The 25,450-nt window shown below is 36.5% G+C and carries 28 protein-coding genes and 1 other annotated feature (1 of these 29 running past the window's edge); of the genes, 8 read left to right on the plus strand and 20 right to left on the minus strand.

Annotation, left to right across the window (positions count from 1 at the left end):
* Positions 1 to 153: 153 nt before the first annotated feature.
* From DOK78_RS13650 to DOK78_RS13670, 5 genes are all read right to left on the minus strand, one after another.
* Positions 154 to 342: a CsbD family protein gene (locus DOK78_RS13650; protein ID WP_207941754.1), complete on the minus strand. Its 189-nt coding sequence runs from the start codon at positions 340 to 342 to the stop codon at positions 154 to 156.
* 73 nt (positions 343 to 415) lie between these two features.
* Positions 416 to 1,249, minus strand: coding sequence for a S66 peptidase family protein (locus DOK78_RS13655; protein ID WP_207941753.1), 834 nt, complete (start codon positions 1,247 to 1,249; stop codon positions 416 to 418).
* A gap of 54 nt (positions 1,250 to 1,303) precedes the next feature.
* A complete protein-coding gene (gene ffh / locus DOK78_RS13660) occupies positions 1,304 to 2,725 on the minus strand; it encodes a signal recognition particle protein (RefSeq protein ID WP_207941752.1) in 1,422 nt (473 codons plus the stop codon).
* 15 nt (positions 2,726 to 2,740) lie between these two features.
* On the minus strand, positions 2,741 to 3,079 hold the full coding sequence (locus DOK78_RS13665) for a putative DNA-binding protein (RefSeq protein WP_207941751.1): 339 nt from the start codon (positions 3,077 to 3,079) through the stop codon (positions 2,741 to 2,743).
* Entirely contained in the window at positions 3,080 to 3,544 is a 465-nt protein-coding gene (locus DOK78_RS13670; protein WP_207941750.1) for a DUF523 domain-containing protein, read from the minus strand. It abuts the gene before it with no gap.
* 131 nt (positions 3,545 to 3,675) lie between these two features.
* On the opposite strand from DOK78_RS13670, the gene DOK78_RS13675 reads away from it, so the two are divergent.
* The 3 genes from DOK78_RS13675 to DOK78_RS13685 are packed head-to-tail and all read left to right on the plus strand — an operon-like array spanning position 3,676 to position 6,457.
* Entirely contained in the window at positions 3,676 to 4,383 is a 708-nt protein-coding gene (locus tag DOK78_RS13675) for a response regulator transcription factor (protein ID WP_207941749.1), read from the plus strand.
* Complete coding sequence (locus DOK78_RS13680) at positions 4,380 to 6,083, plus strand: sensor histidine kinase (RefSeq protein WP_207941748.1); 1,704 nt, start codon at positions 4,380 to 4,382, stop codon at positions 6,081 to 6,083. The genes DOK78_RS13675 and DOK78_RS13680 overlap by 4 nt, the downstream gene beginning before the upstream one ends.
* A gap of 8 nt (positions 6,084 to 6,091) precedes the next feature.
* Positions 6,092 to 6,457, plus strand: a complete 366-nt coding sequence (locus DOK78_RS13685; RefSeq protein ID WP_207941747.1) for a YbaN family protein — start codon at positions 6,092 to 6,094, stop codon at positions 6,455 to 6,457.
* A 55-nt stretch (positions 6,458 to 6,512) separates the two neighbouring features.
* Here the strand turns inward: DOK78_RS13685 and DOK78_RS13690 are convergent, their stop codons facing one another.
* Positions 6,513 to 7,403: a phosphate ABC transporter substrate-binding protein PstS family protein gene (locus tag DOK78_RS13690; protein ID WP_207941746.1), complete on the minus strand. Its 891-nt coding sequence runs from the start codon at positions 7,401 to 7,403 to the stop codon at positions 6,513 to 6,515.
* 150 nt (positions 7,404 to 7,553) lie between these two features.
* Here DOK78_RS13690 and DOK78_RS13695 point away from each other — a divergent pair, with 150 nt between their 5' ends.
* Complete coding sequence (locus tag DOK78_RS13695) at positions 7,554 to 8,039, plus strand: GNAT family N-acetyltransferase (RefSeq protein ID WP_207941745.1); 486 nt, start codon at positions 7,554 to 7,556, stop codon at positions 8,037 to 8,039.
* A 163-nt stretch (positions 8,040 to 8,202) separates the two neighbouring features.
* Here DOK78_RS13695 and DOK78_RS13700 read toward each other — a convergent pair whose 3' ends face one another.
* From DOK78_RS13700 to map, 12 genes are all read right to left on the minus strand, one after another.
* Positions 8,203 to 9,372, minus strand: coding sequence for a pyridoxal phosphate-dependent aminotransferase (locus DOK78_RS13700; RefSeq protein WP_207941744.1), 1,170 nt, complete (start codon positions 9,370 to 9,372; stop codon positions 8,203 to 8,205).
* Positions 9,373 to 9,511: 139 nt separating this feature from the next.
* Positions 9,512 to 9,823, minus strand: a complete 312-nt coding sequence (locus tag DOK78_RS13705; protein WP_207941743.1) for a DMT family transporter — start codon at positions 9,821 to 9,823, stop codon at positions 9,512 to 9,514.
* Positions 9,820 to 10,149 (minus strand): DMT family transporter, encoded by a 330-nt coding sequence (locus DOK78_RS13710; protein WP_207941742.1) that lies wholly within the window; start codon positions 10,147 to 10,149, stop codon positions 9,820 to 9,822. Before DOK78_RS13710 ends, DOK78_RS13705 begins: the two co-directional genes overlap by 4 nt.
* 171 nt (positions 10,150 to 10,320) lie before the next feature.
* Positions 10,321 to 10,860, minus strand: a complete 540-nt coding sequence (locus DOK78_RS13715) for a type II toxin-antitoxin system Phd/YefM family antitoxin (RefSeq protein ID WP_207941741.1) — start codon at positions 10,858 to 10,860, stop codon at positions 10,321 to 10,323.
* 174 nt (positions 10,861 to 11,034) lie between these two features.
* A complete protein-coding gene (gene copZ / locus DOK78_RS13720) occupies positions 11,035 to 11,244 on the minus strand; it encodes a copper chaperone CopZ (RefSeq protein WP_207941740.1) in 210 nt (69 codons plus the stop codon).
* The gene (locus tag DOK78_RS13725) at positions 11,241 to 11,687 is read right to left on the minus strand and encodes a CopY/TcrY family copper transport repressor (protein ID WP_207941739.1); all 447 of its coding nucleotides are present in this window, start codon (positions 11,685 to 11,687) and stop codon (positions 11,241 to 11,243) included. Before DOK78_RS13725 ends, copZ begins: the two co-directional genes overlap by 4 nt.
* 108 nt (positions 11,688 to 11,795) lie before the next feature.
* Positions 11,796 to 12,545, minus strand: a complete 750-nt coding sequence (locus DOK78_RS13730) for an ABC transporter permease (protein ID WP_207941738.1) — start codon at positions 12,543 to 12,545, stop codon at positions 11,796 to 11,798.
* Complete coding sequence (locus tag DOK78_RS13735) at positions 12,542 to 13,297, minus strand: ABC transporter ATP-binding protein (RefSeq protein ID WP_207941737.1); 756 nt, start codon at positions 13,295 to 13,297, stop codon at positions 12,542 to 12,544. Before DOK78_RS13735 ends, DOK78_RS13730 begins: the two co-directional genes overlap by 4 nt.
* Positions 13,281 to 14,228, minus strand: coding sequence for an ABC transporter substrate-binding protein (locus DOK78_RS13740; protein ID WP_207941736.1), 948 nt, complete (start codon positions 14,226 to 14,228; stop codon positions 13,281 to 13,283). The genes DOK78_RS13735 and DOK78_RS13740 overlap by 17 nt, the downstream gene beginning before the upstream one ends.
* A 93-nt stretch (positions 14,229 to 14,321) precedes the next feature.
* Positions 14,322 to 15,440, minus strand: coding sequence for a glycosyltransferase family 4 protein (locus DOK78_RS13745; protein WP_207941735.1), 1,119 nt, complete (start codon positions 15,438 to 15,440; stop codon positions 14,322 to 14,324).
* The gene (locus tag DOK78_RS13750) at positions 15,440 to 16,375 is read right to left on the minus strand and encodes a YihY/virulence factor BrkB family protein (RefSeq protein WP_207941734.1); all 936 of its coding nucleotides are present in this window, start codon (positions 16,373 to 16,375) and stop codon (positions 15,440 to 15,442) included. Before DOK78_RS13750 ends, DOK78_RS13745 begins: the two co-directional genes overlap by 1 nt.
* A gap of 13 nt (positions 16,376 to 16,388) precedes the next feature.
* Positions 16,389 to 17,153: a type I methionyl aminopeptidase gene (gene map / locus DOK78_RS13755; RefSeq protein WP_207941733.1), complete on the minus strand. Its 765-nt coding sequence runs from the start codon at positions 17,151 to 17,153 to the stop codon at positions 16,389 to 16,391.
* Between the two features lie 158 nt (positions 17,154 to 17,311).
* Between map and DOK78_RS13760 the strand changes: the two genes are divergently transcribed.
* Positions 17,312 to 17,752: a flavodoxin gene (locus tag DOK78_RS13760; protein ID WP_207941732.1), complete on the plus strand. Its 441-nt coding sequence runs from the start codon at positions 17,312 to 17,314 to the stop codon at positions 17,750 to 17,752.
* 88 nt (positions 17,753 to 17,840) lie between these two features.
* Here DOK78_RS13760 and DOK78_RS13765 read toward each other — a convergent pair whose 3' ends face one another.
* Positions 17,841 to 18,428, minus strand: a complete 588-nt coding sequence (locus tag DOK78_RS13765) for a TetR/AcrR family transcriptional regulator (protein WP_207941731.1) — start codon at positions 18,426 to 18,428, stop codon at positions 17,841 to 17,843.
* Between the two features lie 230 nt (positions 18,429 to 18,658).
* On the opposite strand from DOK78_RS13765, the gene DOK78_RS13770 reads away from it, so the two are divergent.
* The 3 genes from DOK78_RS13770 to zwf all read left to right on the plus strand — a co-directional run bounded on the left by DOK78_RS13770 (position 18,659) and on the right by zwf (position 22,216).
* Positions 18,659 to 19,894 (plus strand): aminopeptidase, encoded by a 1,236-nt coding sequence (locus DOK78_RS13770; protein WP_207941730.1) that lies wholly within the window; start codon positions 18,659 to 18,661, stop codon positions 19,892 to 19,894.
* A gap of 144 nt (positions 19,895 to 20,038) precedes the next feature.
* Complete coding sequence (locus DOK78_RS13775; RefSeq protein ID WP_207941729.1) at positions 20,039 to 20,686, plus strand: metal-dependent transcriptional regulator; 648 nt, start codon at positions 20,039 to 20,041, stop codon at positions 20,684 to 20,686.
* Positions 20,687 to 20,698: 12 nt separating this feature from the next.
* A complete protein-coding gene (gene zwf / locus DOK78_RS13780; protein ID WP_207941728.1) occupies positions 20,699 to 22,216 on the plus strand; it encodes a glucose-6-phosphate dehydrogenase in 1,518 nt (505 codons plus the stop codon).
* A gap of 269 nt (positions 22,217 to 22,485) precedes the next feature.
* Here zwf and ileS read toward each other — a convergent pair whose 3' ends face one another.
* Positions 22,486 to 25,281, minus strand: coding sequence for an isoleucine--tRNA ligase (ileS, locus tag DOK78_RS13785; protein ID WP_207941727.1), 2,796 nt, complete (start codon positions 25,279 to 25,281; stop codon positions 22,486 to 22,488).
* Positions 25,282 to 25,349: 68 nt separating this feature from the next.
* Positions 25,350 to 25,450, minus strand: a binding site (T-box leader) (it continues 116 nt past the right edge of the window).

Raw genomic sequence — 25,450 nt, forward strand, 5'->3', positions numbered from 1 at the left:
TCTTGCTGTTCAGATAAATTCATTATACGCTAGAACCATTGACAAAAATCATTTTTGCCCCAAACGTTATTATTTCATGCCTAAACGTCGTAAATATAAAAAACGGTAGCGATTGTAATAAACAATCGCTACCGTTTTAAATTGATTTTATTTTTATTTTTTATCTTTTTTATCGAATAAATCGTTCACTTTACTAGCGACGTCATCCACTAATTCTTCGGCTTTTTCTTTGGCTTCACCGTATTTTTCTTTGATTTTGCCTTTTAATTCTTCGGAGTCGTCACCAGTTACTTTCCCTTTAGCTTCGGTTACTTTACCTTCAACTTGTTCTTTGTTTACCATAGTGTATCTCTCCTTTTCATGAATGTATCTTTATAATAACATCCTTTTTTAGAAAGAACCAATAATATGATATTTACGCATGTAATTGAATAACTTTTCCTAAAGAAAGTGCACGTGAATTTTTTGCGTGTCCAATTTGTGTTGTTTTGGCAATCGGAACATCAAATGGGAGTACGTCTTTTACTAGCTGTTCAATTGGGTAACTTTCGGCTTTTTGATAACTAGTAAAGGTTCCTAATAAAATTCCCTTAATTTGTTCGATATTGGGCAGTTGAAATACATGATGCAACATAGAAAAAAGCGCATGTTTATCTCCACCAAAGCTTTCAAGAAACAACACTTTATTGCTTACATCTGGTAAATAATTTGTGCCTGCTAACTTTAGAAAACAACGAATGTTCCCGCCAATAACTATCCCGCTGATTGCTTTTCCTTGGACGAATTCCCATTCTACATCATACAAGGTTTTCTTGCCTTCAAAAAACGTTTCATAAAATTTTTGACGTTGTTGCCCCGTTTCCTCCCAAAGTAATGTTTTCAACTGAAATAATTCGGTTGATTGACTGCCTAATAAACTATTTAACACAGCAGTCAAATCACTGTAACCAAAGAACGGGGTTGGATGTTTTGCCAGTTGTTCGTAATCTAAATAAGGCAACACGCTATTGGCACAATCGCCACCGGAAATATCAAAAATAGCTTTGATGGTCGGATTTTCAAAATAACTTTGGAGTACAGTAGCTTTTTTAGAGGCGTTGGTTGTAGCCTCATCAAATAATAAGGGACTTTTGACAATTATCACGCCCATGTTTTGCAATAATCGACATAACTGTTCGATTTCTTGCGGATTGGTTTGGGGATTGGAATTCCCAACCAGCGCAATGGTATCACCTGTTTTTAACTGCATCGTATGCCTCCTTCTACAAAAAGAGAGTCAACATCGCTGTTGACTCGGCTATTTTTATTTACGTTTTTTCTTTTTCTTCTTGTTTTTCTTCACCATACGGTTCATTGCCATTTTACCAAGTTTCCCTTTAACGCCACCACCAAACATTTGATCCATGCCTGGAATGTTGTTGATGTTTCCTTTTGAAACTTGTTGCATCATTTTACGTGATTCTTTGAATTGTTTAATCATACGATTGACTTCAACGACACTATTTCCAGAACCAGCCGCGATTCGACGACGACGACTTGGATTTAATAAATCGGGGTCTTCACGTTCAGCAGGGGTCATTGAATAAATCATCGCTTTTTTACGCGCAATGTCTTTTGGATCTAATTTGAAGTTTTCTAATCCTGGCATTTGACTCATTCCCGGAATCATCTTCATCAAATCTTCTAAAGGCCCCATGTTTTCTAATTGTTCAAATTGCTCAATAAAATCATTAAAGTCAAAGTTATTTTCACGCATTTTTTGCGCTAATTCTTCGGCTTTTTTCTCATCGTAATCTTGTTGGGCTTTTTCGATTAAGGTCAGCATGTCACCCATACCTAAAATACGGCTAGACATACGATCTGGGTGGAAAACTTCTAAATCAGTTAATTTTTCACCTGTACCTGTAAATTTAATTGGTGCACCTGTGACCGAACGAATCGATAGTGCCGCACCACCACGAGTATCACCATCTAATTTGGTGATAACAACCCCCGTAATACCTAATTGTTGGTTGAAACTATCGGCAACATTTACCGCGTCTTGACCGGTCATGGCATCAACAACTAATAGAATTTCATTGGGCTCAGCGATTGCTTTGATTTGTTTTAACTCATCCATCAATGCTTCATCGATATGCAAACGACCGGCGGTATCGATTAATACATAGTCATTTTTCTTTTCACGAGCTACTTTCATCCCTTGACGGACAATTTCCACTGGACTAACATCGGTTCCCATATCAAACACAGGCACGTCTAATTGTTGGCCTAATACTTTCAACTGATCAATCGCTGCTGGACGGTAAACGTCACCTGCAATCATTAAAGGACGTGCTTTTTCTGTTTTAATTAAATGATTGGCTAATTTACCAGCAAAGGTTGTTTTACCTGCACCTTGCAAACCAACCATCATAATCACCGTTGGAATCTTAGGACTTTTCTCAATACCAACTGCTTCAGAACCTAATGTTTTGGTTAATTCTTCATCAACGATTTTTACAATTTGTTGTGCAGGAGATAAGCTTTCTAATACTTCTACACCAATCGCGCGTTCACGCACATTTTTTGTAAATTCTTTTACCACTTGCAAGTTAACGTCGGCTTCTAACAATGCCAAACGAATCTCGCGCATCATTTCTTTTACATCTGCTTCAGAGACTTTGCCTTTTTTACGAAGCTTGCTCATCGCCTGTTGCAGACGTTCTGTTAAACTTTCAAATGCCATCTTTTATTCATTCCTTTATTCTTCGATTTCTTGTATATCCCGCACAAAATTAGCCAGCTTCTCATCTTGCGGGTATTGCTTGGCTAAGTAATCATTTAATTGATCCAATAATTCACTACGAACGATATAATCAGAAAACATATGTAGTTTCCGTTCATAGTCTTCTAGAATTTTTTCGGTCCTCTTTATATTATCATAAACTGCTTGACGACTGACATTAAATTCTTCTGCAATTTCTCCTAAAGAAAAATCATTCGCATAATACAATTCCATATAATTCATTTGTTTTTCTGTCAGCAACGTTGAATAAAATTCAAAGAGAGCATTCATCCGATTTGTTTTTTCGATTTCCATCTATTCCCCTCCTTGCTGTGCTAACCATTGAACTTCCGATTGAACTGTCATTCCTTGTAAGATAAAATACGCTGTAGCAACGCCCACGCCTTGAACTTTAGTTCCCGAAAATGTTCCGTCGTAGATGATTTGGCTGCCACAAGAGGGACTTTTATCTTTTAAGACGAGCTGTGTGATGCCTTGCGCTTGTAATTTCTCATAAGCACGTTTGGCGCCATCTTTAAACATGTTCGTCACGTCTTCCCCTTGATTCGTTTCTACATGTGCCGTGCCTTCCCAGACATCAAAACCATTACCACCAACAATTTCAGCAGGATCACGCGGAATGGGTAGGCCCCCTAGGACTTCTGGGCAAACACGAATGGCTTGATTTTGTTCAATTAGTTTAGTTAAACCGACAACTTCTTGATGATTCCCATCATAACGGCAACAAATACCACCTAGACACGCACTAATCCCAATCATTTTATCACGCCTCGTTTCTACTAAAGTCGTTTTATATTATAACATTTATTTAGAGCTGACAATAGTCCCTAGCGTGCATTCATGGTAAAATAAACCTAGTTTCAAAAATATGTTTTGCAAGGAGTTTCCTCATGAAAAAAGTTTTAATCGTTGATGATGAACCATCAATCGTCACTTTATTAACATTTAATCTAGAAAAAGAAGGTTATCAAGTGACCAGTGCCAGTGATGGATTAGAAGGCTATGAACTTGCCTTAACACACTCATTTGACTTTTTAATCTTAGATGTGATGTTACCAAATTTGGATGGTATTGAAATCACGCGAAAATTACGTCAAGAAAAAATCGAAACCCCCATTTTAGTTTTAACAGCTAAAGATGATCCAATCGATCGTATTTTAGGTTTGGAAATTGGGGCAGATGATTATTTAACGAAACCGTTTAGCCCACGAGAAGTGTTAGCTCGAATGAAAGCTATTTTCCGCCGAATGGAACCTCGTAAACAAGCCAATCAAGAAGAAAGCGAAGAAGAATTAATCGTCGGTGAAATCGTCGCAGACGTGACCAATTATCACGTGACAGTCAGCGGAAAACCTATCGTTTTAACGCCGAAAGAGTTTGAATTGCTTGTCTACTTTATGAAACGTAAAGGACGCGTCATTGACCGCGATACCTTATTAGAACGAATTTGGCATTTTGATTTTGACGGTCAAAGTCGCATTGTTGATGTCCATGTGAGTCATTTACGTGAAAAAATTGAGCAAGATCCAAAACATCCCCAATACTTACAAACTGTTCGTGGCTTTGGCTATAAATTTTTGGAGCCAAATGAAGGATGAAAAAACAAAACTACCTCGGATGGTTACTCTTACTTTTCACTATTTTCATCGGTAGTTGGCAATTCATCCGTAATTTTTATGACCAGCAAGTACTCATGCAACATGAAACGTATTTACAACAAAAAGCTGATTTATTTATCCGTCTCTCTGCCAGTGACCAATCTTTAGAAACCATTGCGAAACAATATGTCATCGATTCTGAAGAACGGATTACTTCGTTGGATGAAAAGGGAAATATTTTATTTGATACGTATGATTCTACACTGTCTGGTACACGATCCAAACGCCCTGAAGTAAATGCTGTATTAAAAGGAAGTTCATTAGGGCGAGCCGTTCGAATGAGTCCAACATTACATAAAGAATTGCTCTACGTAGCAATTCCAATTAAAGAAGATGGACAATTAAAAGCGATTATTCGCATCGCCGAACCGACAGCAAACTTCTTGCCTAGTGCTCAAAGAATGAAACAAGCTATTTTTCTTGTTTATAGTTTTTTTTGGTTGATATTAAGCGGCATTATTTTACAAATCTTACGCCGTCGTAATCGCCCGGTTGAAACAATTTTACCAGTAATCAAAAAAATGATTAAACATCCCGATAATCCAGAAATTATTATGCAGTCTTCACCACAATGGAAAGAATTGTATCAAAGCGTGAACCTGTTAAGTGAGCAAATGAGCCATACGTATCAAGCCTATAGCGCCAGTGAAAAAAGACTGTATACTCTTTTAAATGAATTAATGATTGGTGTCTTTATTATTGATGAAGACGGCAAGTTATTGCTCATGAATGCTACCATGCAAGAACAACTTGGCAATTTTGCTGCCCCTTTACAGCGATCATTCACTGAAACAATTACAGATACACAGTTAATTCAAATGATTTATCAAATTAATGACAAACATCCCTTTACCCATGAAGAAATTCAAACAACTAATGAGCGGGTCCTAGATATCACCTTGCGTTATTTTGAAGAAGCCAAACAAATTTTGGGCGTTTCATATGATTTAACGCGTATCCGTCAATTAGAAAAATTGCAAAAAGATTTTGTTGGAAATGTTTCTCATGAATTGAAAACACCTGTCACTTCATTGATTGGATTTACAGAAACTTTGCTAGATGGCGCAAAAGATAATCCAGAAACGTTAACTGCCTTTTTAAAAATCATGCAAAAAGACGCTTATCGTTTGGAGAATTTAATTCAAGAAATCATTCAGCTTTCAAAAAGCGCAGATATTGATTACCACATTCAAACAATTAATGTGGACCAAGTTTTTCAACAAATTTTAACGGATTATACACCTGTAATTGAAGAAAAACAACTTACTATAACCCTTGAAGGAGATACGAATCTATTCTTTACAACAAAAATGGAATTGTTTACTCCTATCTGCAAAAACTTAATTGAAAATGCCATCAATTATTCGTTACCTCAAGGAGAAATCAAAATTCATTTTGCAGAAAAAAGTGGACTAGTCTTTTATGTTCAAGATTTTGGTATTGGCATTGAAAAGGAAGAACAAGTAAGGATTTTTGAGCGTTTTTATCGTGTCGACAAAGCGCGGGCTCGCAATTCTGGTGGGACAGGATTAGGGTTAGCAATCGTCAAGGATTATGTGGAAATTTTAGGAGGAAGCATTCATGTGGATAGTCACTTAGGTGTTGGCTCAACATTCCATGTCTTCTTACCGATGAACTAGGAGGAGAAATGAAGAAAGTATTTTATCTGACATTAGGTTGCGCAAGTCTTGGTTTAGGAGCAGCTGGAACAGTCCTTCCCGTTTTACCTACTGTTCCTTTTTTATTATTAGCAACTTATTCATTCGCCAAGGGTTCTGAACGGATGCATCAATGGTTCATTCAGACCTCCCTTTATGAAAAGCATCTTGCTACTTTTGTGAATGGTCAAGGAATGAGTAGACAAACAAAACGGCGTGCGATGATTACCGTCACCCTAACAATGGGTTTTAGTTTTTTGATGGTTCAGCAACGTCCCTTATTACAATTGATGCTAGCTGGTATTTGGTGCTGTTTAATGTTGTATTTTATTTTTAAAATTAAAACAATCGCATAAAAAAAAATAAGTGACTATCGCATAGGGGGAAAGATAGTCACTTATTTTTATTTTTTTATAAATCTTTTACTTCACCATCAACTGTACGTTCAACTTTCATGTCTGTAATTGGTAAGTAACCTAATTCTTTTACGACACCGTTTTGGATTTCATCTGTTAACATATAATCTAAGAAACTTTTGACGTTTGCATCAGGTTCGCCTTTTGTATACATATGCTCGTAAGACCAGATTTTCCATTCATTTGTTTGAATTGTTTCAGGTGTTGGTTTCACACCATCAATTGATAATTCTTGCATGGAATCGTCAATATAAGACAATGCCAAGTAGCTGATTGTTCCTGGTGTTTCTGCAACAATTTTACGAACAGTTCCTGAAGAATCTTGTTCTTGTGACTGAATCGTTTCAGCTCCATCTAAGCCCCATTTTTCAAAAGTTGCTCGTGTACCACTTCCTGATGCGCGGTTGACAACAGCAATCTCTTGATCTTTGCCGCCAACTTCTTTCCAGTTTGTGATTTTACCTGTGAAAATATCAATTAATTGTTGTTTAGTAATATCAGTAACGCCAACTTCTTTATTCACGACTGGCGCCATCCCTACTACAGCAACTTTATGGTCAACTAATTCATCGGCTAGAACACCGTCTTTTTCTTCAGCAAATACATCTGAATTTCCAATTGTTACTGCACCTGCTGCTACTTGACTTAGCCCTGTTCCGCTACCACCACCTTGAACTGAAATGGTGTAATTTGGATTTTCAGCACTAAAACTATCTTTGGCTGCATCTACTAAAGGTTGTAACGCCGTTGAACCAACAGCTACGATTTCTACTTTTTCATTTGAGCCACTTGCTGATGAAGAAGATTCGTTAGTAGAACCATTCCCTCCGCCGCAGCCTGCTAATAATACTCCTGCTAATACTAGTAATCCTGTGATTTTTTTCATTGATGAAATTCTCCTCTCTCTTTCTCACACCCATAGTCTAACAAGCGAATGTAAATCCCTGATGGACTTTATGTAAAGAATTCATCAACATATGTAAAAATTGTGTAAACATGTTATGCTCTTGTTAAAAAGGCTGTAGGAGGAGAAATCATGCAACTTATTCCCGTGAAAGAAAATGAGTTATCCGAAGTATTACACATTCAGAAAATGGCGTTTAAAAAACTGTATGAGACTTATCACGACCATCAAACATCGCCTTATACTCAAACCTTCAAACGATTAGCCGAAAAGTATCATCAATCAAACAATTATTTTTTCTTTATTGTAACTTCTGAAAAAATCGGCTTTATTCGGATTGTCCTAAATGATATGCAAACACATGCTAGAATTTCTCCCATTGCTATTTTACCAGAACAAGAAAACCACGGATTTGGACAACAAGCTTTAGCATTAGCCGAAAAACACTTTTCAGAAATTAAACGCTGGCAACTAAGTACCATTTTACAAGAAGAAAAACTAGTTCATTTTTACCAAAAAGCAGGATATATTCAACAAAAAGAAGTTCATCCTATACAAGAAAACATGACGATAACATTCTTTAATAAAGAAATTTTATTAGAAAATAAGTTATGCTAGTTATCTTTTTCTATTTGCTTACCTCGATAGTCGCAGCAAATCATCTAATTTTTACAGTAACTACCCTCACGCTCCTAGCCTATTAAATGTATTCTTTCCATAAATTCTGACTTACTATTTCTTTACAAAAAAACAATCGCAAGGAATTCCTTGCGACTGCCTTTTAATTTCCTTTGACGTAACGCTCCATGCGTGCCATAGCTTCTTTTAAGTTTTCTAAGCTTGCAGCATAGCTGATACGGATATACCCTTCACCGGCATCACCAAATGCAATTCCTGGGATGACTGCTAACGCTTCTTTTTGCGCTAATTCTACACAAAATTCCATTGAGTCTTGAAGACAATCTGCTGGAATTTTAGCAAAAATATAAAAGGCTCCTGAGGGTTTCGCAACGTCAAAACCAAAGCTTGTCATCTTATCGTAAACGAAATCACGACGCGCTTGATATTCTTTTTTCATCACCTGTGCATCATTGATTCCTTCAATTAACGCACGTACGGCTGCTTTTTGTGAAACAGTCGCTGCTGCTGTTACTAAATATTGATGTACTTTGATGATTTCTTTCGTTAACTCTTTCGGTGCATAAATAAAACCAATTCGCCACCCTGTCATTGCATGTGATTTTGATAATCCATTGATTAAAATCGTTTGTTCACGCAAATATTCGGCAATTGACACATGTGCCTCGTCATACGTTAACTCGCTGTAAATCTCATCACTAATAACAAAAACTGGATATTTTTTCAACACTTCTGCTAAAGATTTTACTTCTTCACGAGAGTAAGTTACTCCAGTCGGATTACTTGGATAATTTAAGATCACTGCTTTTACCGCTTCTCCATGTTCCTCTAAAGCCGCTTCTAGCGCTTCTGGAGACAATACAAAGCCATTGTCACTTGTATCAATGTAGACAGGCTCGGCACCTGCTAAAGTGATGATAGGCTCATATCCAGGATAAATTGGTGATGGTAGTAAAACTTTATCGCCAGCTTCTAAAATTCCTAATAAACTAGCAGAAATAGCTTCAGTTGCTCCAACAGTAACCAAAACTTCTGATTGCCAGTCGTAACTAACTTGGTATTTTTCTTCTAAAAATTTACTCGCTGCTTGACGAATATCTGGTAAACCTGACATCCCAGTATAATGGCTAAAATTATCCTCAATCGCTTGTGACCCAGCTTGTTTTACGTGTTCTGGTGTATTAAAATCTGGCTCACCTAGCGTTAATTTTAAAATGTTTGGAATATCTGAAACACGCTCATCAAATTGGCGAATTAAAGATACTGCAATTTTATCCACTTGTTTATTGAATCGTTTTGTTAAATCCGTCATTATTCCTCACTCCTCATTGTTGATATCCTACCATAAATTCACAGATTTTTGTCATTTTTTTATTATTTTTATCGAAATTTTCTAACAATTTAGAAGTGAAAATTCGTCCACGATTTTTAAGAAACATGAACGAATTATTTTAACTAAACAATTTTAGTCCGATAATCCCAACAACAATGAAAGACACAAAAAATAACTTCGATTTATTACGACTTTCACCTAAAAATAAAATACCATACCCTACAGTTAATACAGATCCAATGCCCGTCCATACTGCATAGGCCACACCTAATGACACATAGGTTGTCGCTTGACCTAATAAATAAATCGAAATTAAAATAGCCACTATGGAAAATAACAGCCAACCTTTGTTGCCGTGATTCGCTTTTTCCAAACAGATAACAAAAACGAGCTCCATTAAGCCAGCAATTCCTAATAATAACCAACTCATTTGCTTGCCTCCTTATCCGTTAATTTCAAGCCAACAATCCCGATTAACAAGACAATCAAACTAATGAACTTAAATATATTGGTTGGTTCATGAAAAACGACTAAATCTAAGATAGCCGTACCCGCTGTCCCAATTCCTGTGAAAACAGCATAGGTAATCCCCACACCAAAACGATGCACGACAGACTCTAAGAAATATAAACTAATAAGCAATACGATGATTGTCACGATTCCCCAACCTGGATGGGTAAAACCATTACTCTTTCCTAGGGTAAATGCCCAAAATATTTCTAGCAATCCTGCGATTAATAACTTTGTAAATGCCATATTTTCCTCCTTAAACGCAAAAAAGGCAACAAACTAACTTACGAGGCCTAAAAGTTAGTTTCTTGCGTTCATCCGGCGATGTGTATTTCATATTTCACTGAATTATACTCATTCTGTTTCTTAAAGTCAACTAGCAAAAAAACCGAAGCAATGTTCACTTCGGTAGCTATGCTATATTGTTTTTAAGTAGATTTTTCTAATAATTAATTTATCGAATAAATGCGAATTATTGTCATGTTCAGCAATAATTTCCGCCGTAATCGTTTTATTTTCTGATTTTTTTCTTAATTGATAGACAAGTTTACCCGTCTCATTTAGTTCATGAATCATATCTATCACGCCACCAAAACCCGTCTTTTTCGTAATAAAACCTAAAGCAACCATTCGTTCATCCACATTTTTAGCAGACATTGTTGATCCAGTAATCAATGCCTTGCGTAACGTATTAGAAAAATCTTCCATGCCCTTCACCGAGACTTGTTCTGATTCTACTTCCTGTATCGGTTGCTGATTTGGACGTGCTCTTAATTCATGTAGTTCTTGCAGTAATGTTTCGTACTGTTCTTGCGTAAGCATCACACCTGCGATTTTTTCACGATTAAATACATACACAGCGGTACCTGCTTCGCGCGCTTGGCTAAATACGTCCATGGGAGACTTCTTCACTTCGGTTATTGAAGTTGTGGGAACTTCGAGCTTTTTCAGTTCCATTTTTTCCCCTCCTTGTCTTAACTTTCACATTATATCATAACTTTTCCTGTAGATTTCATCCGAATCGAAAAAACATGGTGAAAACCACAAACTATTTCTTACTTATATTAACAAACATACGTTCGCCTGTCTAGTTAAAAAAAGGCAGAGACGTAAAATCTCTGCCTTTTTTCCTTAATCTATCGTCGTTTCATAACCAATTGCACTGACTTTTTCGGCAATCTCATTCGCACTAACTTGCGCTTCGTCAAATTTAACCACACCTTGGCCTTTTTTCAAATGAATTTTTGTTTTTTGAATACCCGGTAATTCATTGATTGCTGTTTCAACACGATTTGCACAATGGTCACAACTCATCCCTTTAATCGCAAATTTTTGTTTCATTGATTTTCCTCCTTTTGGCACTCACACTGTCCTGGAATACAATTACAAGCAATCTCTTTTACAGGTTGTTTGGTTGTTAGTACCTCTTGAATTGCTTGGATGTCTGCTGAAGTTAATTCGACTTCAGTAATTAAATCGGCAATGGTTTGACCAACTTTACGTGCACAAATATGTGAAAATAGATTTTCCGTTGCGCTACGAACAGTCTCTGATTCACTCACTTTTGCCGAATAAAGAAACTTTTTGCCTTCTCGTTCAGTATGTAAAACATCTTTTTTTACTAATCGTCCTAATAAAGTTTTAATTGTGGCAATTTTCCACCCTTTTGATTCACTGAGAAGTTCGTTAATGGTCGTTGCATCGATTTGTTCATTATTCCAAATGACACGCATCACTTCCCATTCAGAATCACTAATTTTTACTGGTTCATTGATTATGGTCATCAACATCCCTCCTTCTTATATAATTTACAACTGTAATCTTTTTTTGTCAAAAATAAACGCTCACTTTTTTAAAAAAAGATTCCAGAAGAATTACTTCTGGAATCCGATTCATTTTCGTTGCCATTTAAAGAAATACCATGAAAGAAAATCCATCAACAGGAACAAAAAGAAGCCGAAACTACTCAAAATTAAAATACCCCCATACATCGCCGGATAGTCCATCCGCGTCCAAGCATCCATAATGAAATAGCCCATTCCAAATTCAGTGCCGTAATTTTCAGTGAAAAACAAAATAGAAATCGCTGTTCCTAATGAAATACGCGTTGAGCTAAACATCGCGGGTAAGGTAGCTGGAAAAGTAATCGCAGAAAACTGTTGCCAACGAGTCGCTTTTAAACCACGATATACATCATAATAATGATGAGGAATTTCTCTCACGGCATCTCGAACCGAAATGGTGACTTGAGGCAAAACAATTAAGACAATCATGGTAATTTTTGACCCATCACCTAATCCACCCAGTAGCATGACAATCGGTAATAAGGCCATTTTAGGAATTGGATAAGTTAAATAAATTAAGGGATCAAAAAACTGATTCCATTTTGGAAAACTCCCCATCACTAAGCCTAACCCAAAACCACCCAAAATAGAGAGAAAGATACCGACAATCACTCGATAGAAACTAGCCTGTAAATGTTGAAACATCCCTTCTGCAAACAAATTAGGAATGCGCGCTAAAACAACTGTTGGTGTCGGTAATAAGGGTTTTTGTAAGGTAAAACTGCCCAGCCACCAAATACCTCCTATCAAAATAATCGCTGCGACTGCACCCAAGAATTGACGAAGACTTTTTTTCATCCTTCAATCTCCTTTCGCAACACTTGTGTCGTTTGAAACAGAAGCTCAGATTGGCGTTCGCCAGCCAAGTGTTCTTTTTCTTGGAAAGGAGAAGTCATTTTATGTTTAATACGCCCAGGATTGGGTGCTAAAACAATCACTTCATGCGCCAATAATAATGCCTCTTCAATATCATGCGTAACAAACACGGTTAAACGCGGTGCTTGATGCCAACTATCTAAAAATAATTGTTGCGCGGTTTCCCTTGTAAAAGCATCCAATGCAGAAAAAGGTTCATCCATTAACAATAACTCACTATGACTTGCAAGGCCACGCGTAATCGCTACACGTTGTTTTTGTCCACCACTTAGTTGATTTGGATATTTATCCGCCACATCAGTTAGTTGCATTTGTTCAAATAATTGTCGTACAGCTAATTGATCGTCTTGTGTAAGTCGTTGCTTTTGACTAATTTTTCTTCCTGCCAAAACAGTTTGACGCGCAGTTTGCCACGGTAACAATCCATATTCTTGCGGAACTAAAGAAATCACAACATCTTTAGGGCTTTTTTCGGCATAAGTGAGTGTTCCCTTAGTGGGTTCTTTTAACCCTCCCAGCAATTGTAGCAAGGTCGTTTTGCCCGCTCCAGAAGCCCCAATTAATGCATAAATTTTTTGATCTGCCAGCGTTAAAGAGATATCTTGTAAAATCGTTTTGTCTTCAAGCTCGAAAGAAACATTTTTTATTTGAAAGCTTTTATTTAAAGTAGACATCACTCAATACATCCTTTGGCTCAATCATTTCTTTCAAAATGCCTTTTTCCTTCGCCCACTCAAACGCTTTAGTAATATCTTCTGCCGTTGCTTGACTTGCATGTGGATATTCAGGAACTTGAATGTCCTCCTTTAACTCTTCTGGGAAACCAATTTCATCAATAAATAATTGAATGTATTCTGATTTATCATGTTCTTTCATCCAATCTACTGCTTCATTGTAAGCATCGTACATCCCTTGTAATGCGTCTGACTTTTCATCAATTGCCTCTGTTGTAAAACATAAGACAAATGGATTAATCCCTATGCTACGCGTTGAACCTAAATTAGTCATACCTTTCGTTGTTGTCATTGTCACAAAAGGTTCAGGTAAAATTGCTGCTGCCGCTTGATCGTTTTGCAATAATTCTACACGACTAGGAACTTGCGGAACATCCACAATTTTGACATCTGAACCTGTCATCCCAGATTGAGCTAAAATTTGATCGACAGCATATTCGGGCCCTTGGTTTTTTAACACGATAACTTCTTTTCCTTTTAACTCTTCCACACTTTTAGTTTCTGCTGTGGCGATTAAGTCAAACTGACCAAATGTTGAACTAGTAATTTTGACATCCATACCTCCTTGTAAATAAGCAGCTACGCCTACTAAGTCGGCATTGATTCCATCAACAGTTCCTGCTTGAAAAGCGGCATCACGGTCTTTACCTGATTTAAAGGTTTCTAATTCAATAGTGACTCCATGCTTTTTATCAAAACCTTGCTCATGCGCTACAATAAATGGCATATTATCTGTCGAAGGCATTACGCCAACTGTAACCGTTGGTGTTGCATCCTCAGACTCAGAAGCGCCTGTTTTGTTCTCACTAGCATTTCCACACCCCACTAAAAATAACGTCATTAAGCCAAAACTTACAAGTAATTTTTTCATTATTAACAATTCCTTTCATCTATTCTCAACTATTTATTTTACCACTATTTTCTGTAAAAAAAGAAAAAACATTTACCACGAAGGATAAATGTTTTACTTCTGTTTATTTTTTTTCATTACTTCTTGTCGATAGCTACGATTTCCTAAAAATTTCAAGGTTTTCATTAGTGGTTGTCGATTTTCACCCACTAAACCAATCAATTCAATAAATAATTCTAAACCAAATGTTGTACTGATAATCAATAAAACAATCGCCCAATTACTGGCATAGTTCATCAATAAAGCGATAAATGAGAAGACCATCGCCATCGCATAAATCGTTAAAACAGCCCCACGATGCGTAAATCCTAATGACAATAAACGATGATGCAAATGCATTTTATCTGCAGAAGAAATGGGTTGTTTATTAAAACGACGACGAATCATTGCATAAATCGTATCTGTAATCGGTACGCCTAAAATAAACATTGGCGTTAAAACTGAGATAAATGTGGCATTTTTCAATCCTTGAAGTGAAAAGACTGAAATCATAAAACCTAAAAATAAAGCCCCAGTGTCCCCTAGAAAAATAGTTGCGGGATAGAAATTATACGGGAAAAATCCAACAATTGCCGCAACCAGTGTAAAAATTAAAATGGCTAATATAACCCCATTGCTTGGTAAAAAGAAATAACTAACTAAGCCCATAGTTACTAAAGCAATAATCGAGACACCCGCAGCTAAGCCGTCTAAGCCATCAATTAAATTCACTGCATTGGTAATTGCTAAAATCCATAATAAAGTAACAGGTAAGCTTAACCACCCTAGATTAAAGTAACCAATAAATGGGATGGAAACCGTGCTAATCCGAATGCCTGCAATAAAATAAATTTCTAACGCGGCTAAGGTGAGGCCAATCGTTTTTTGCATAGGTGTTAATTCAAACACGTCATCCATCAAGCCAGTTATAACTACAATCGTGGCACCTAAAAGCATGGGCCAAATTCGATGAACATCTAATGTATCACTAAACTCCCACAATACGGCGATAGAAAAAGCAAGAAAAATACTTAATCCTCCCGCAGTAGGCATCGTTTTTTTATTAATACGCCGTTCTCCTGGCTTATCCACTGCACCAATTTTAAATGCAAGGAGCTTGATTAAAGGTGTCAAAATGGCTGCAAGAATCGTTGTCAGAAATAGTCTTACAATAAATTGAAATGTAAATCCCATTAGCTTTTCTCACTTTCATCACTCTTTTTGGACCAATGTTTTTTGAAGCCTTTTTTCACTTTGTCGACCGGTCCAGTTCGCTCAACAACTTCACCACCAACAAATTCTTCAACTACCGCATTGAGGACACCACCTAATACGATAACCGTAGCAGCAAAATTCAACCAGAGCATAAGGACAACAAAACTTCCAATAATTTGATAACCGCTGACTCTTGCAGCAAAATATTGCGCATACAAACCAAAAACTTGTGACAATAACATCCAACCAATTGTGGCGAAAACAGCACCTGGAAGAACGGAACGTAACCGCACCTTTACATTTGGTGTAATCCAATAAATCACACTCATTAATGTCATCATCGTCACAATTGTCAATGGCCATTTTACTGTTTGGAAAGTACGAATAATCTCATCTGAAAATAGTAAAATCGGTTGCAACTGATCTAAAATTAGTTTACCTGACCCAACAATCAGAGTCACTCCGACAATCGCAATTAACAATAAGACGACTACCACAACGGATACAATACGAACAATAATAAAATTGCCTCTTTCGTCTACACCATACGCTTTATTCAAGGCTTTTTGCAAAGCATTGATACTTTGACTTGCTGACCATAATGTGGCAATCGCTGAAATAGACAACATGCTACCTGAACCTTGTGTTAAAAGGTCTTTAATTGCTGGACCTAAGAAATCGTAGACGGGTTCTGGAATGATTTCTTGAATATAAGGTAGAACTGTATTGGGGTCAATCTGCAAAAATGGCAACAAATTTCCCACAGCAATCAGCAATGGAAACAATGAAAGCAATAAATAATACGCAACCACAATTGAGCTTGTACTTAATTCTGAATCAGTCACCCGTGCTTGCACGGTTTGGACAAAGCGTGTCACTTCTTTATTCGTTCGGAATTTTTTTAGTGCATTCATCGCCTTCTCCTTTTTAGTAGGTACCTTCTTCACCTTGAGAAGTCAAGATACGTGGACCATCTTTAGTAATTGCCAAGCTGTGCTCATATTGGCAACTTAACCCACCATCTAATGTGTAAGCTGTCCAACCATTTGGATCCATTTTCATTTTCCAAGTGCCAGTATTAATCATTGGTTCAATCGTAATAACCATACCTTCTTTCAAGCGTAGGCCTTTCCCAGCTTCTCCATAATGAGGAACAGCTGGACTTTCATGGATAGTTGGACCAATGCCATGTCCGATAAAATCACGAACTACACCATAACCTTCTGCTTCTGCATACGTTTGAATTGCATGACCGATATCTCCAATGCGATTTCCTACTTGTGCTTGTTCAATACCCAAGTATAAAGCTTTTTTAGTTACTTCCATTAATTTTTTCACTTCCGGTGTTGGTTCGCCAACAGCATAAGACCAACAAGAATCCGAAATAGCACCTTTTAAATCAATACACATATCTACTTTAATTAAATCGCCTTGTTTCAAGACTTTTTTTCTTGGAAAACCATGGCAGATTTCATCATTGATACTGCAACAAGTAGCATATTTGTAGCCTTCAAAGCCAATTTGAGCTGCAACACCACCGTGACTTTCAATGTAGTCGCGAACAAATACTTCAATGTCCCAACTAGTAATTCCTGGTTTAATAAATGTACGTAATTCTTTATGTACCTCTGCTAATAAGGCACCTGATTCTGCCATACGTTCAATTTCTCTTTGTGATTTTAATGTAATCATTCTTCTTATCCCCTTTGTTGAAATCTTATCTATTTTACCATAGGAATGAATTTTTTTCCAAATTCCTTCCATCCAGTTTAACCGATAGTTTCCATTAGACGTTTATTTTGCTATAATCAACCTAAAATACAAGTTTTAATTATGTAATGGAGGATATTATGACCTTAGCAAAAATTATTTATGCAAGCATGACTGGAAATACCGAAGAAATTGCTGATATCGTTGCTGAAACAATGGAAGATATGGGCATTGAAGTTGAAATAGATGAATGTACGCAAGTTGACGCTTCTGATTTTGAAGATGCTGATATTTGTGTTGTAGCAACTTACACATATGACGACGGGCATTTGCCTGATGAAATCATGGATTTTTATGATGACTTATTAGAATTAGATTTGTCAGGAAAAATCTTTGGTGTTTGTGGTTCAGGCGATACCTTTTATGATTTCTTCTGTAAAGCAGTCGATGATTTTGAAGAGGCATTCATCAAAACCGGGGCGGTCAAAGGGGCTGAAAATGTTAAAGTTGATTTAGCCGCCGAAGAAGAAGATATTCAAAATCTTGAAGCATTCGCTAAATCTTTAGTTGAAAAAATTTAAAAAAGAACGTCGTAAGCTGAAGCGACCTCCCAAAGCTAGTTTTTTGTACTAACTTTTTGGAGTCCTACAGCACACGACGTTCTTTTTATTATGGACGTAATGTTTTGAATGAAAGATCAACTGGACGATTTTGCGTTTTCATCATATCAAATGAATCTTCTAATAGTTCAATCGTTTCTTCTCTTGAAGGTGTAATAATACTAGAAGAAGTCAAAGCAGCTACACCAGACACAACAATCCAAAAACCTGTATAAAGCGAAACTAGTTTTTCATTAGATAATTCTTCATATTCGGTTCCTTTAATGACTCCATCATAGAAATAATCATAGGAATATTCTTCTAATTCAGCCATTTCTGTTTCGCCTTCTAAATAAAGTGCTTTATATAACTGTTTTTCTTCACTCGCAAATTCAATATAGTTAATACCTAAATCAATCAATTTATTTCCTGTTACTTCTTTATGAAGTAACTTTGTTGATAGTTTCGTAATGATTTCTTTGACTAACACCTTTTTCAATTCATCCATATTTTTAAATTCTAAATAAATAGGTTGAGTTGAACATTTCATTTTAGCTGCGATATTTCGAGCAGTAAAACGGGAAAAACCTTCTTTTGCAACAACTTCATAAGCAGCATTCAATATTTGATCTCTTGTGATAGTTTTTTTTCTTGCCATAATCTCCGGTCTCCTTACATTAATATATACCGCTTTCACAGATACGTTTTGTTCATTTTAACATGTTTTCTAAATAATTCAAAATTCAGTCTATTTTCTTTACAATAAAAAAACAATTTTTATCCTTTTTTAATAACTTTCATTCTTTTAGTCTCCGCACTTTCTAAATTGTTTTGATTTTTAGTTAGTGTTATTATTGAAACAGATGATTTTTTAGGAGGAAAAAAACAATGGTTCTAGTAAATTTTAATGAAAATCTTGAAAAATATGCCCGATTAATTGCTGAAGTCGGTGTTAATGTCCAAGAATCACATACAGTGGTGTTACAAATTAGTGTCGAACAAGCGCCTTTAGCTCGTTTAATTACAAAAAATGCGTATGAATTAGGTGCCGCAGAAGTTATTGTTCAATGGACAGATGATATGATTCAAAAAGAATTTTTAACACACGCTGACCAAGAACGTATTACGACTATTCCACAACATAAAATTGATCAAACAGAAGATTGGATTGATAAAGGAGCAAGTCGAATTAGCGTAGTTTCTTCTGATCCAGGTTCTTTAGCAGGTGTTGATCCTGAACGTGTTGCAGCTTATCAATTAGCTGCTGGCAAAGCTATGCATAAATTACGTTTAGCTACGCAATCAAATAAAGTAAGCTGGACTGTCGTTGCAGCAGCTGGCAATGAATGGGCGAAAAAAGTCTTTCCTGATTTATCTGCTGAAGAAGCGCAAGATGCTTTGTGGGATCAAATTTTCAAAACCACACGAATCTATACAGAAGACCCCGTTGCTGCGTGGAAAAAACATGATGAGACATTACAAGAAAAAGCCAATGAGTTAAATGCAGAACAATTTGACTCCTTACATTATACAGCACCGGGTACAGATTTGATTATTGGTTTACCAAAAGATCATCTTTGGGAAGGTGCAGGTAGTTTCAATGCTCGTGGCGAAAAATTCATGGCCAATATGCCTACCGAAGAGGTCTTTACTGCTCCAGATAGTCGTCGCGTAGATGGTGTTGTTTCAAGTACAAAACCATTAAGTTATGCAGGAACTATTATTTCAGGAATGAAGTTTACATTCAAAGATGGCAAAGTTATTGATTTTTCTGCCGAACAAGGCGAAGAAGTCTTAGCTAAATTGCTAGACACAGACGAAGGCGCGCGACGTTTAGGTGAAGTTGCTTTAGTTCCAGATCCCTCACCGATTTCTCAATCAGGAATTATTTTCTTCAACACCTTGTTTGATGAAAATGCTTCAAATCATTTAGCCTTTGGGTCAGCTTATGCCTTTAACCTGCAAGGTGGTACAGAAATGACAGAAGAACAATTAATTGAAGCTGGGTTAAATCGCAGTCAAACACACGTTGATTTTATGGTTGGTTCAGCAGAAATGAATATTGATGGTATTCGAAAAGATGGAAGTACTATGCCAATTTTCAGAAACGGTGATTGGGCATAAAAAGCAGAAAATAAAAGCAAAAATGACGATTTCATTTTTGCTTTTATTTTTTTTGAATATTTTCTTTATTTTCTCAATCATTTTGCATAGTAAAAAAGGAAAAATTTTGATAGAATTTACTTCATACAGAAGGGATGATTCATAATGACACCTAATCGTGAAGATTATCTAAAACTGATTTTAGAACTTGGTGGCGACCAACAACAAATCAGCAATAAACAAATTGTATCTGGCTTAGCCATTTCTGCTGCTTCTGTCAGTGAGATGATTTCTAAACTTGTTAAAGAAGGATTAGTCAAACATACTCCTTATCAAGGTGTGCAATTAACCACTGCTGGTTTAGAAAAAGCAAGCTCGCTGATTCGCAGACACCGATTATGGGAAGTATTTCTCGTGGAACACCTCAATTATTCTTGGAATGAAGTTCATGATGATGCCGAAGTTCTAGAACATGTCACTTCAGACACGCTCGCTCATCGTCTTGAAATTTACTTGAACCATCCAGAATATTGTCCCCATGGTGGCATGATCCCGAAAGAAACACAAACAATTCATGAGAAAAAAAGAGAAACACTTAGCACCTATTCAAAAGGTACACGTGTAAAAATAGCCCGTGTCCTTGATGAACGCGAGTTATTGGATTATCTTGTTTCTATTGATTTGAAGCTACACGAAGAATATGAAATCATTGATGTTGCTGCCTATGAAGGTCCAATTACTATTCAAAACCAAGAAAAGACGTTAGCCGTCAGCTACAAAGCAGCCAGCACAATATTCGTTGATAAACTATAAGGAGTGAACTAAATGAACGAAAAAAAGGTTTTGTTTACAATTTTTGGTGCGACAGGTGACTTAGCCCAAAGAAAGCTATACCCTTCTCTATTCCGCTTGTACCGCAAAGGTGATTTGGTTGAATCATTTGCAATAATTGGTACAGCACGTCGCCCTTGGAGTAATGAAGTTTACCGTGACATCGTAAAAGAAACAATTGCTGGATTAGAGCCAACACCCGAAGAAGCAGAAGCATTCTCTTCTCACTTCTATTATCAGTCACACGATGTACAAGATACGGAACATTACAATACCTTAAAAAAATTATCTGATGAATTGGATGAAAAATATCAATTAGATGGAAACCGTCTATTTTACTTAGCGATGTCACCTAACTTTTTTGGTACAATCGTTGCTCATCTACAATCACAAGGTATGTTAGAGGTAGATGGCTATCATCGTGTAATTATTGAAAAACCATTTGGAACAGATTATGAAACTGCACGACAATTAAATGAAGAAATTGCGACAGTTTTTAATGAAGAAGATATTTATCGAATTGACCATTATTTAGGAAAAGAAATGGTTCAAAATATTTCAGCTATTCGCTTTGCCAACAACTTTTTTGAATCAATGTGGAATAATCGCTTTATTGACAATATTCAAATTAACATTGCCGAAGATTTAGGCGTTGAAGAGCGTGGTGGATACTATGAAAAAAGTGGTGCCTTAAAAGATATGGTCCAAAATCATATTTTACAAGTCTTAGCTTTGCTAGCTATGGAACCACCTGTAGCCTTTTCTGAAAAAGAAATTCGAGTAGAAAAAATCAAAGCTTTAGAAGCTGTTCGTGTGTATACCCCTGAAGAAGTTGCCAAAAACTTTGTTCGTGCACAATATAGCACAGGCAAATTTAAAGGTGAAGACTTTACTGGATACAAAAACGAATTAAATGTTGATGCTAACTCTGAGACAGAAACGTTTGTTGCTGGTAAATTCGTTATTGATAATTTCCGTTGGTCAGGTGTACCATTCTATGTCCGTACTGGAAAACGCCTAACTGAAAAAGGCACACGAATCAATATTGTTTTCAAACAAGTACCGGTTAACGTGTTCAAGTCAGCAATTGGCACAAAAAGCAATCAACAATTAGAACCAAATGTATTAACTATCTACATCCAACCAACAGAAGGTTTCTCTTTATCTTTAAATGGTAAAGAAGTTGGACCTGGTTTCAATATGTTGCCAATTCATTTAGAGCATCGAAATAGTTCAGAAGTAATGTCAAATACTCCTGAAGCTTATGAAAAATTAATGCTTGATGCGCTAAATGGTGATGGAACAAACTTCACTCATTGGGATGAAGTTGCTCAATCATGGCGTGTAGTGGATGTCATTCGTCAAGCATGGGATCAAGATCACTCTGTTCTTCCTCAATACCCTGCTCGTACAATGGGACCTAAAGAAGCCTATGATTTATTGGAAAAAGATGGCTTCAAATGGATCTGGGCACCAGATGAATGGTACCGTGAACGTAATTTATTAGACTAAACTAAAAGACATGATGTTTGTAGTTAACATCATGTCTTTTTATCTCGCTTTTAGATGTAACTGACTAACTGGAACACTAATTGTTAGATAGCTTTTTGATGAATCTATTAGAATATCTAATGACTCATTTCCAATAATATATTGATTCCATCAGCACGTAAGCAACAACTTCCGAATCGTCGCCTTCTTCTGAATGAAATGCAAAAACGAAAATCTGGCTCTCCATTAAAACAAAAGCGTAATCGATTGTGGTCGATTACGCTTTTTCATTATTTTGTTTCAAATCCTTCTGCTACTGCTTCTGGAAATTCTTGTGCGACAATTTCCGCACAATGTGAACACAAGGTTGGTAATTCTTCTTGAGAACCCACAGTATTTTTCACTTGGCGGCAACGTTCGCAAACTTCACCTTCTGCTTTTTCAACTAAAATAGCAACATCTTCAAATTTTTGCGCTTGTTCAGGAACTTCTGTACCTGCTGGTTTCACTTCAAAGAAATCAGGAGAGACAATTAGTAATTGGGCTAAATTCGTATCAACTGCTGTCAACAATGTTTGAACAGTTTCTGATGGATAGATAGTTACTTTTGCTTCTAATGATTTACCAATTAATTTTTCATTACGGGCTACTTCTAATGCTTTTAAGACATCATTACGGAAATCCATAAATGCAGTCCAAATGTCTAACAGTTCAGCTTGGTTTGGAAACTCTTGGTATTCAGGGAATTCTGCTAATTGTACATATTCTTCTTCTTCTTTTAAATGTGACCAAATTTCTTCTGCAGTATGCGGAATAATTGGTGTTAATAATTTTGTTAAGGCAACTGCTGTTTGGTAGAACACTGTTTGCATGCAACGACGTTGGTAATCAGCTTCAGCTTCGATATAGACGACATCTTTCGCAAAATCTAAATAGAATGAAGATAATTCAACAGTTAAGAAGTTCATTACTGTACGATAAATGTGTAAGAAATTATATTGTTCATACCCTTTTTCACGAATTTCTTTAATAACTTGATTCAAACGAACAGTCATATATTTATCAACCGAACGTAAATCTTCAAATGCTACACTGTCTTTTGGATCAAAATCAGCTGTGTTTGCTAATAAGAAACGCATTGTGTTACGAATTTTACGGTATACTTCTGATACTTGATTTAAAATATCCATTGATACACGTACATCGGCTTCGTAATCTACACTACTTACCCATAGACGTAAAATATCGGCACCCATTTGATTGATAACTTTTTCAGGAGCAATTGTATTTCCTAAAGATTTACTCATCTTACGACCTTCACCATCTAAAGTAAAGCCTTGAGATAACACAGATTTGTAAGGTGCTACACCATTAATCGCTACACTTGTTGTAATACTTGAGTTGAACCATCCACGATATTGGTCAGAACCTTCAAGATACATATCTGCAGGGAATGTTAGCTCTTCTCTTTGACGTAAAACAGCTTCATGTGAAGAACCTGAGTCAAACCACACGTCCATGATATCTGTTTCTTTCGTAAATTCACCATTTGGCGAACCAGGATGTGTAAAGCCTGCTGGTAATAAATCTTTCGCTTCACGTTCAAACCAAATATTTGATCCATGCTCTTCAAACAATGCTGCAACATGTTCAATTGTTTCTGGTGTGATGATTTCTTCCCCATTTTCAGCATAAAAAATTGGTAGTGGGACACCCCAAGCGCGTTGTCGAGAAATTACCCAATCACCACGATCCCGAATCATATTGTAAAGACGTGTTTTCCCCCACGGAATAATCCAATCTACTTTTTCAATTTCGTCTAAGATATTTTGACGGAATTTATCAATTGATGCAAACCATTGTGGTGTTGCGCGATAGATAACTGGTTTTTTCGTACGCCAGTCATGTGGATAACTGTGTGTAAAGAAATCTAGCTTCAACAAAGCATCTTTTTCTTTTAATAAATCTGTAATCATTGGATTTGCTTTGTCATAAAAAATTCCTTCAAAACCTGGTGCTTCCTCTGTAAAACAGCCACGATTATCCACTGGTGAAATAACTGGTAAACCATATTTTTTACTTACAATATAGTCATCTTCCCCGTGTCCAGGAGCTGTATGAACTAAACCAGTACCCGCATCTAGTGTTACGTGGTCTCCTAACATCACTAGGGATGCGCGATCATAGAATGGGTGTTGACCAGTCATATTTTCTAGTTTATCACCTGAAATTTCTTGTAAAATTTCAACTGTTTCCCAACCGATTGCTTCTTGAACAGTTTCAATTAAATCTTTTGCAATCACAAACTTACGACCATCTGCGTTAACTTGAACATACGTATAATCTGGGTTAACAGAGATTCCTAAGTTTGCAGGTAAAGTCCAAGGCGTGGTCGTCCAAATAACAAATGACGTATCTTCGTCTAACAAACCTTTACCATCAGAAACTTTAAATGCAACATAAATAGATGGTGATTTCACATCTTGATATTCGATTTCTGCTTCTGCTAATGAAGATTCACTAGAAGGAGACCAATAAATTGGTTTTAATCCTTTATAGATATAGCCATTTTCAGCCATTTTACCAAACACACGAATTTCAGCAGCTTCATAGTCAGGCGTTAAGGTGATATATGGGTTTTCCCAATCACCAGCTACACCCAAACGTTTGAAATCGTTTCTTTGTGTGTCTACTTGTGTCAACGCATAGTCGTAACATTTTTGACGATATTCAGCCATGTCCATTTCTTTACGTTTTACACCTTTTTTAGCTAAAACTTGTTCAATAGGTAAACCATGTGTATCCCAACCAGGAACATACGGTGCACGGAAACCCGACATAGATTTTGAACGAACAATAATATCTTTACTGATTTTATTTAATGAATGCCCAATATGGATATTTCCATTAGCATAGGGAGGTCCATCATGTAAAACAAACGTTGGTTTTCCTTCATTTAATTTTTGACGCTGTCCGTAAATATCTTTTTCTTCCCAATCTTTTTGCCATTCACCTTCACGATTTGGTAAATTTCCACGCATTGGAAAAGCTGTTTTTCCAAGATGTAGCGTTTCTTTCATTTTCATTAGTGCTTGCCCCTTTTCTTCTATTAAATCTGAGTAAATGCCAACAAAAAAACGCCCATCCCTAATCGCATAGGGACGAACGTATCGTGGTACCACCCAAAGTTTAAAAACAAAATTTGTTTTTCTCTAGTAATCGTTAACGAGATTAAACGTTGATTTCTACTGTCAA

The sequence above is a fragment of the Enterococcus sp. DIV2402 genome (assembly GCF_017426705.2).
Taxonomy (GTDB): domain Bacteria; phylum Bacillota; class Bacilli; order Lactobacillales; family Enterococcaceae; genus Enterococcus_F; species Enterococcus_F lowellii.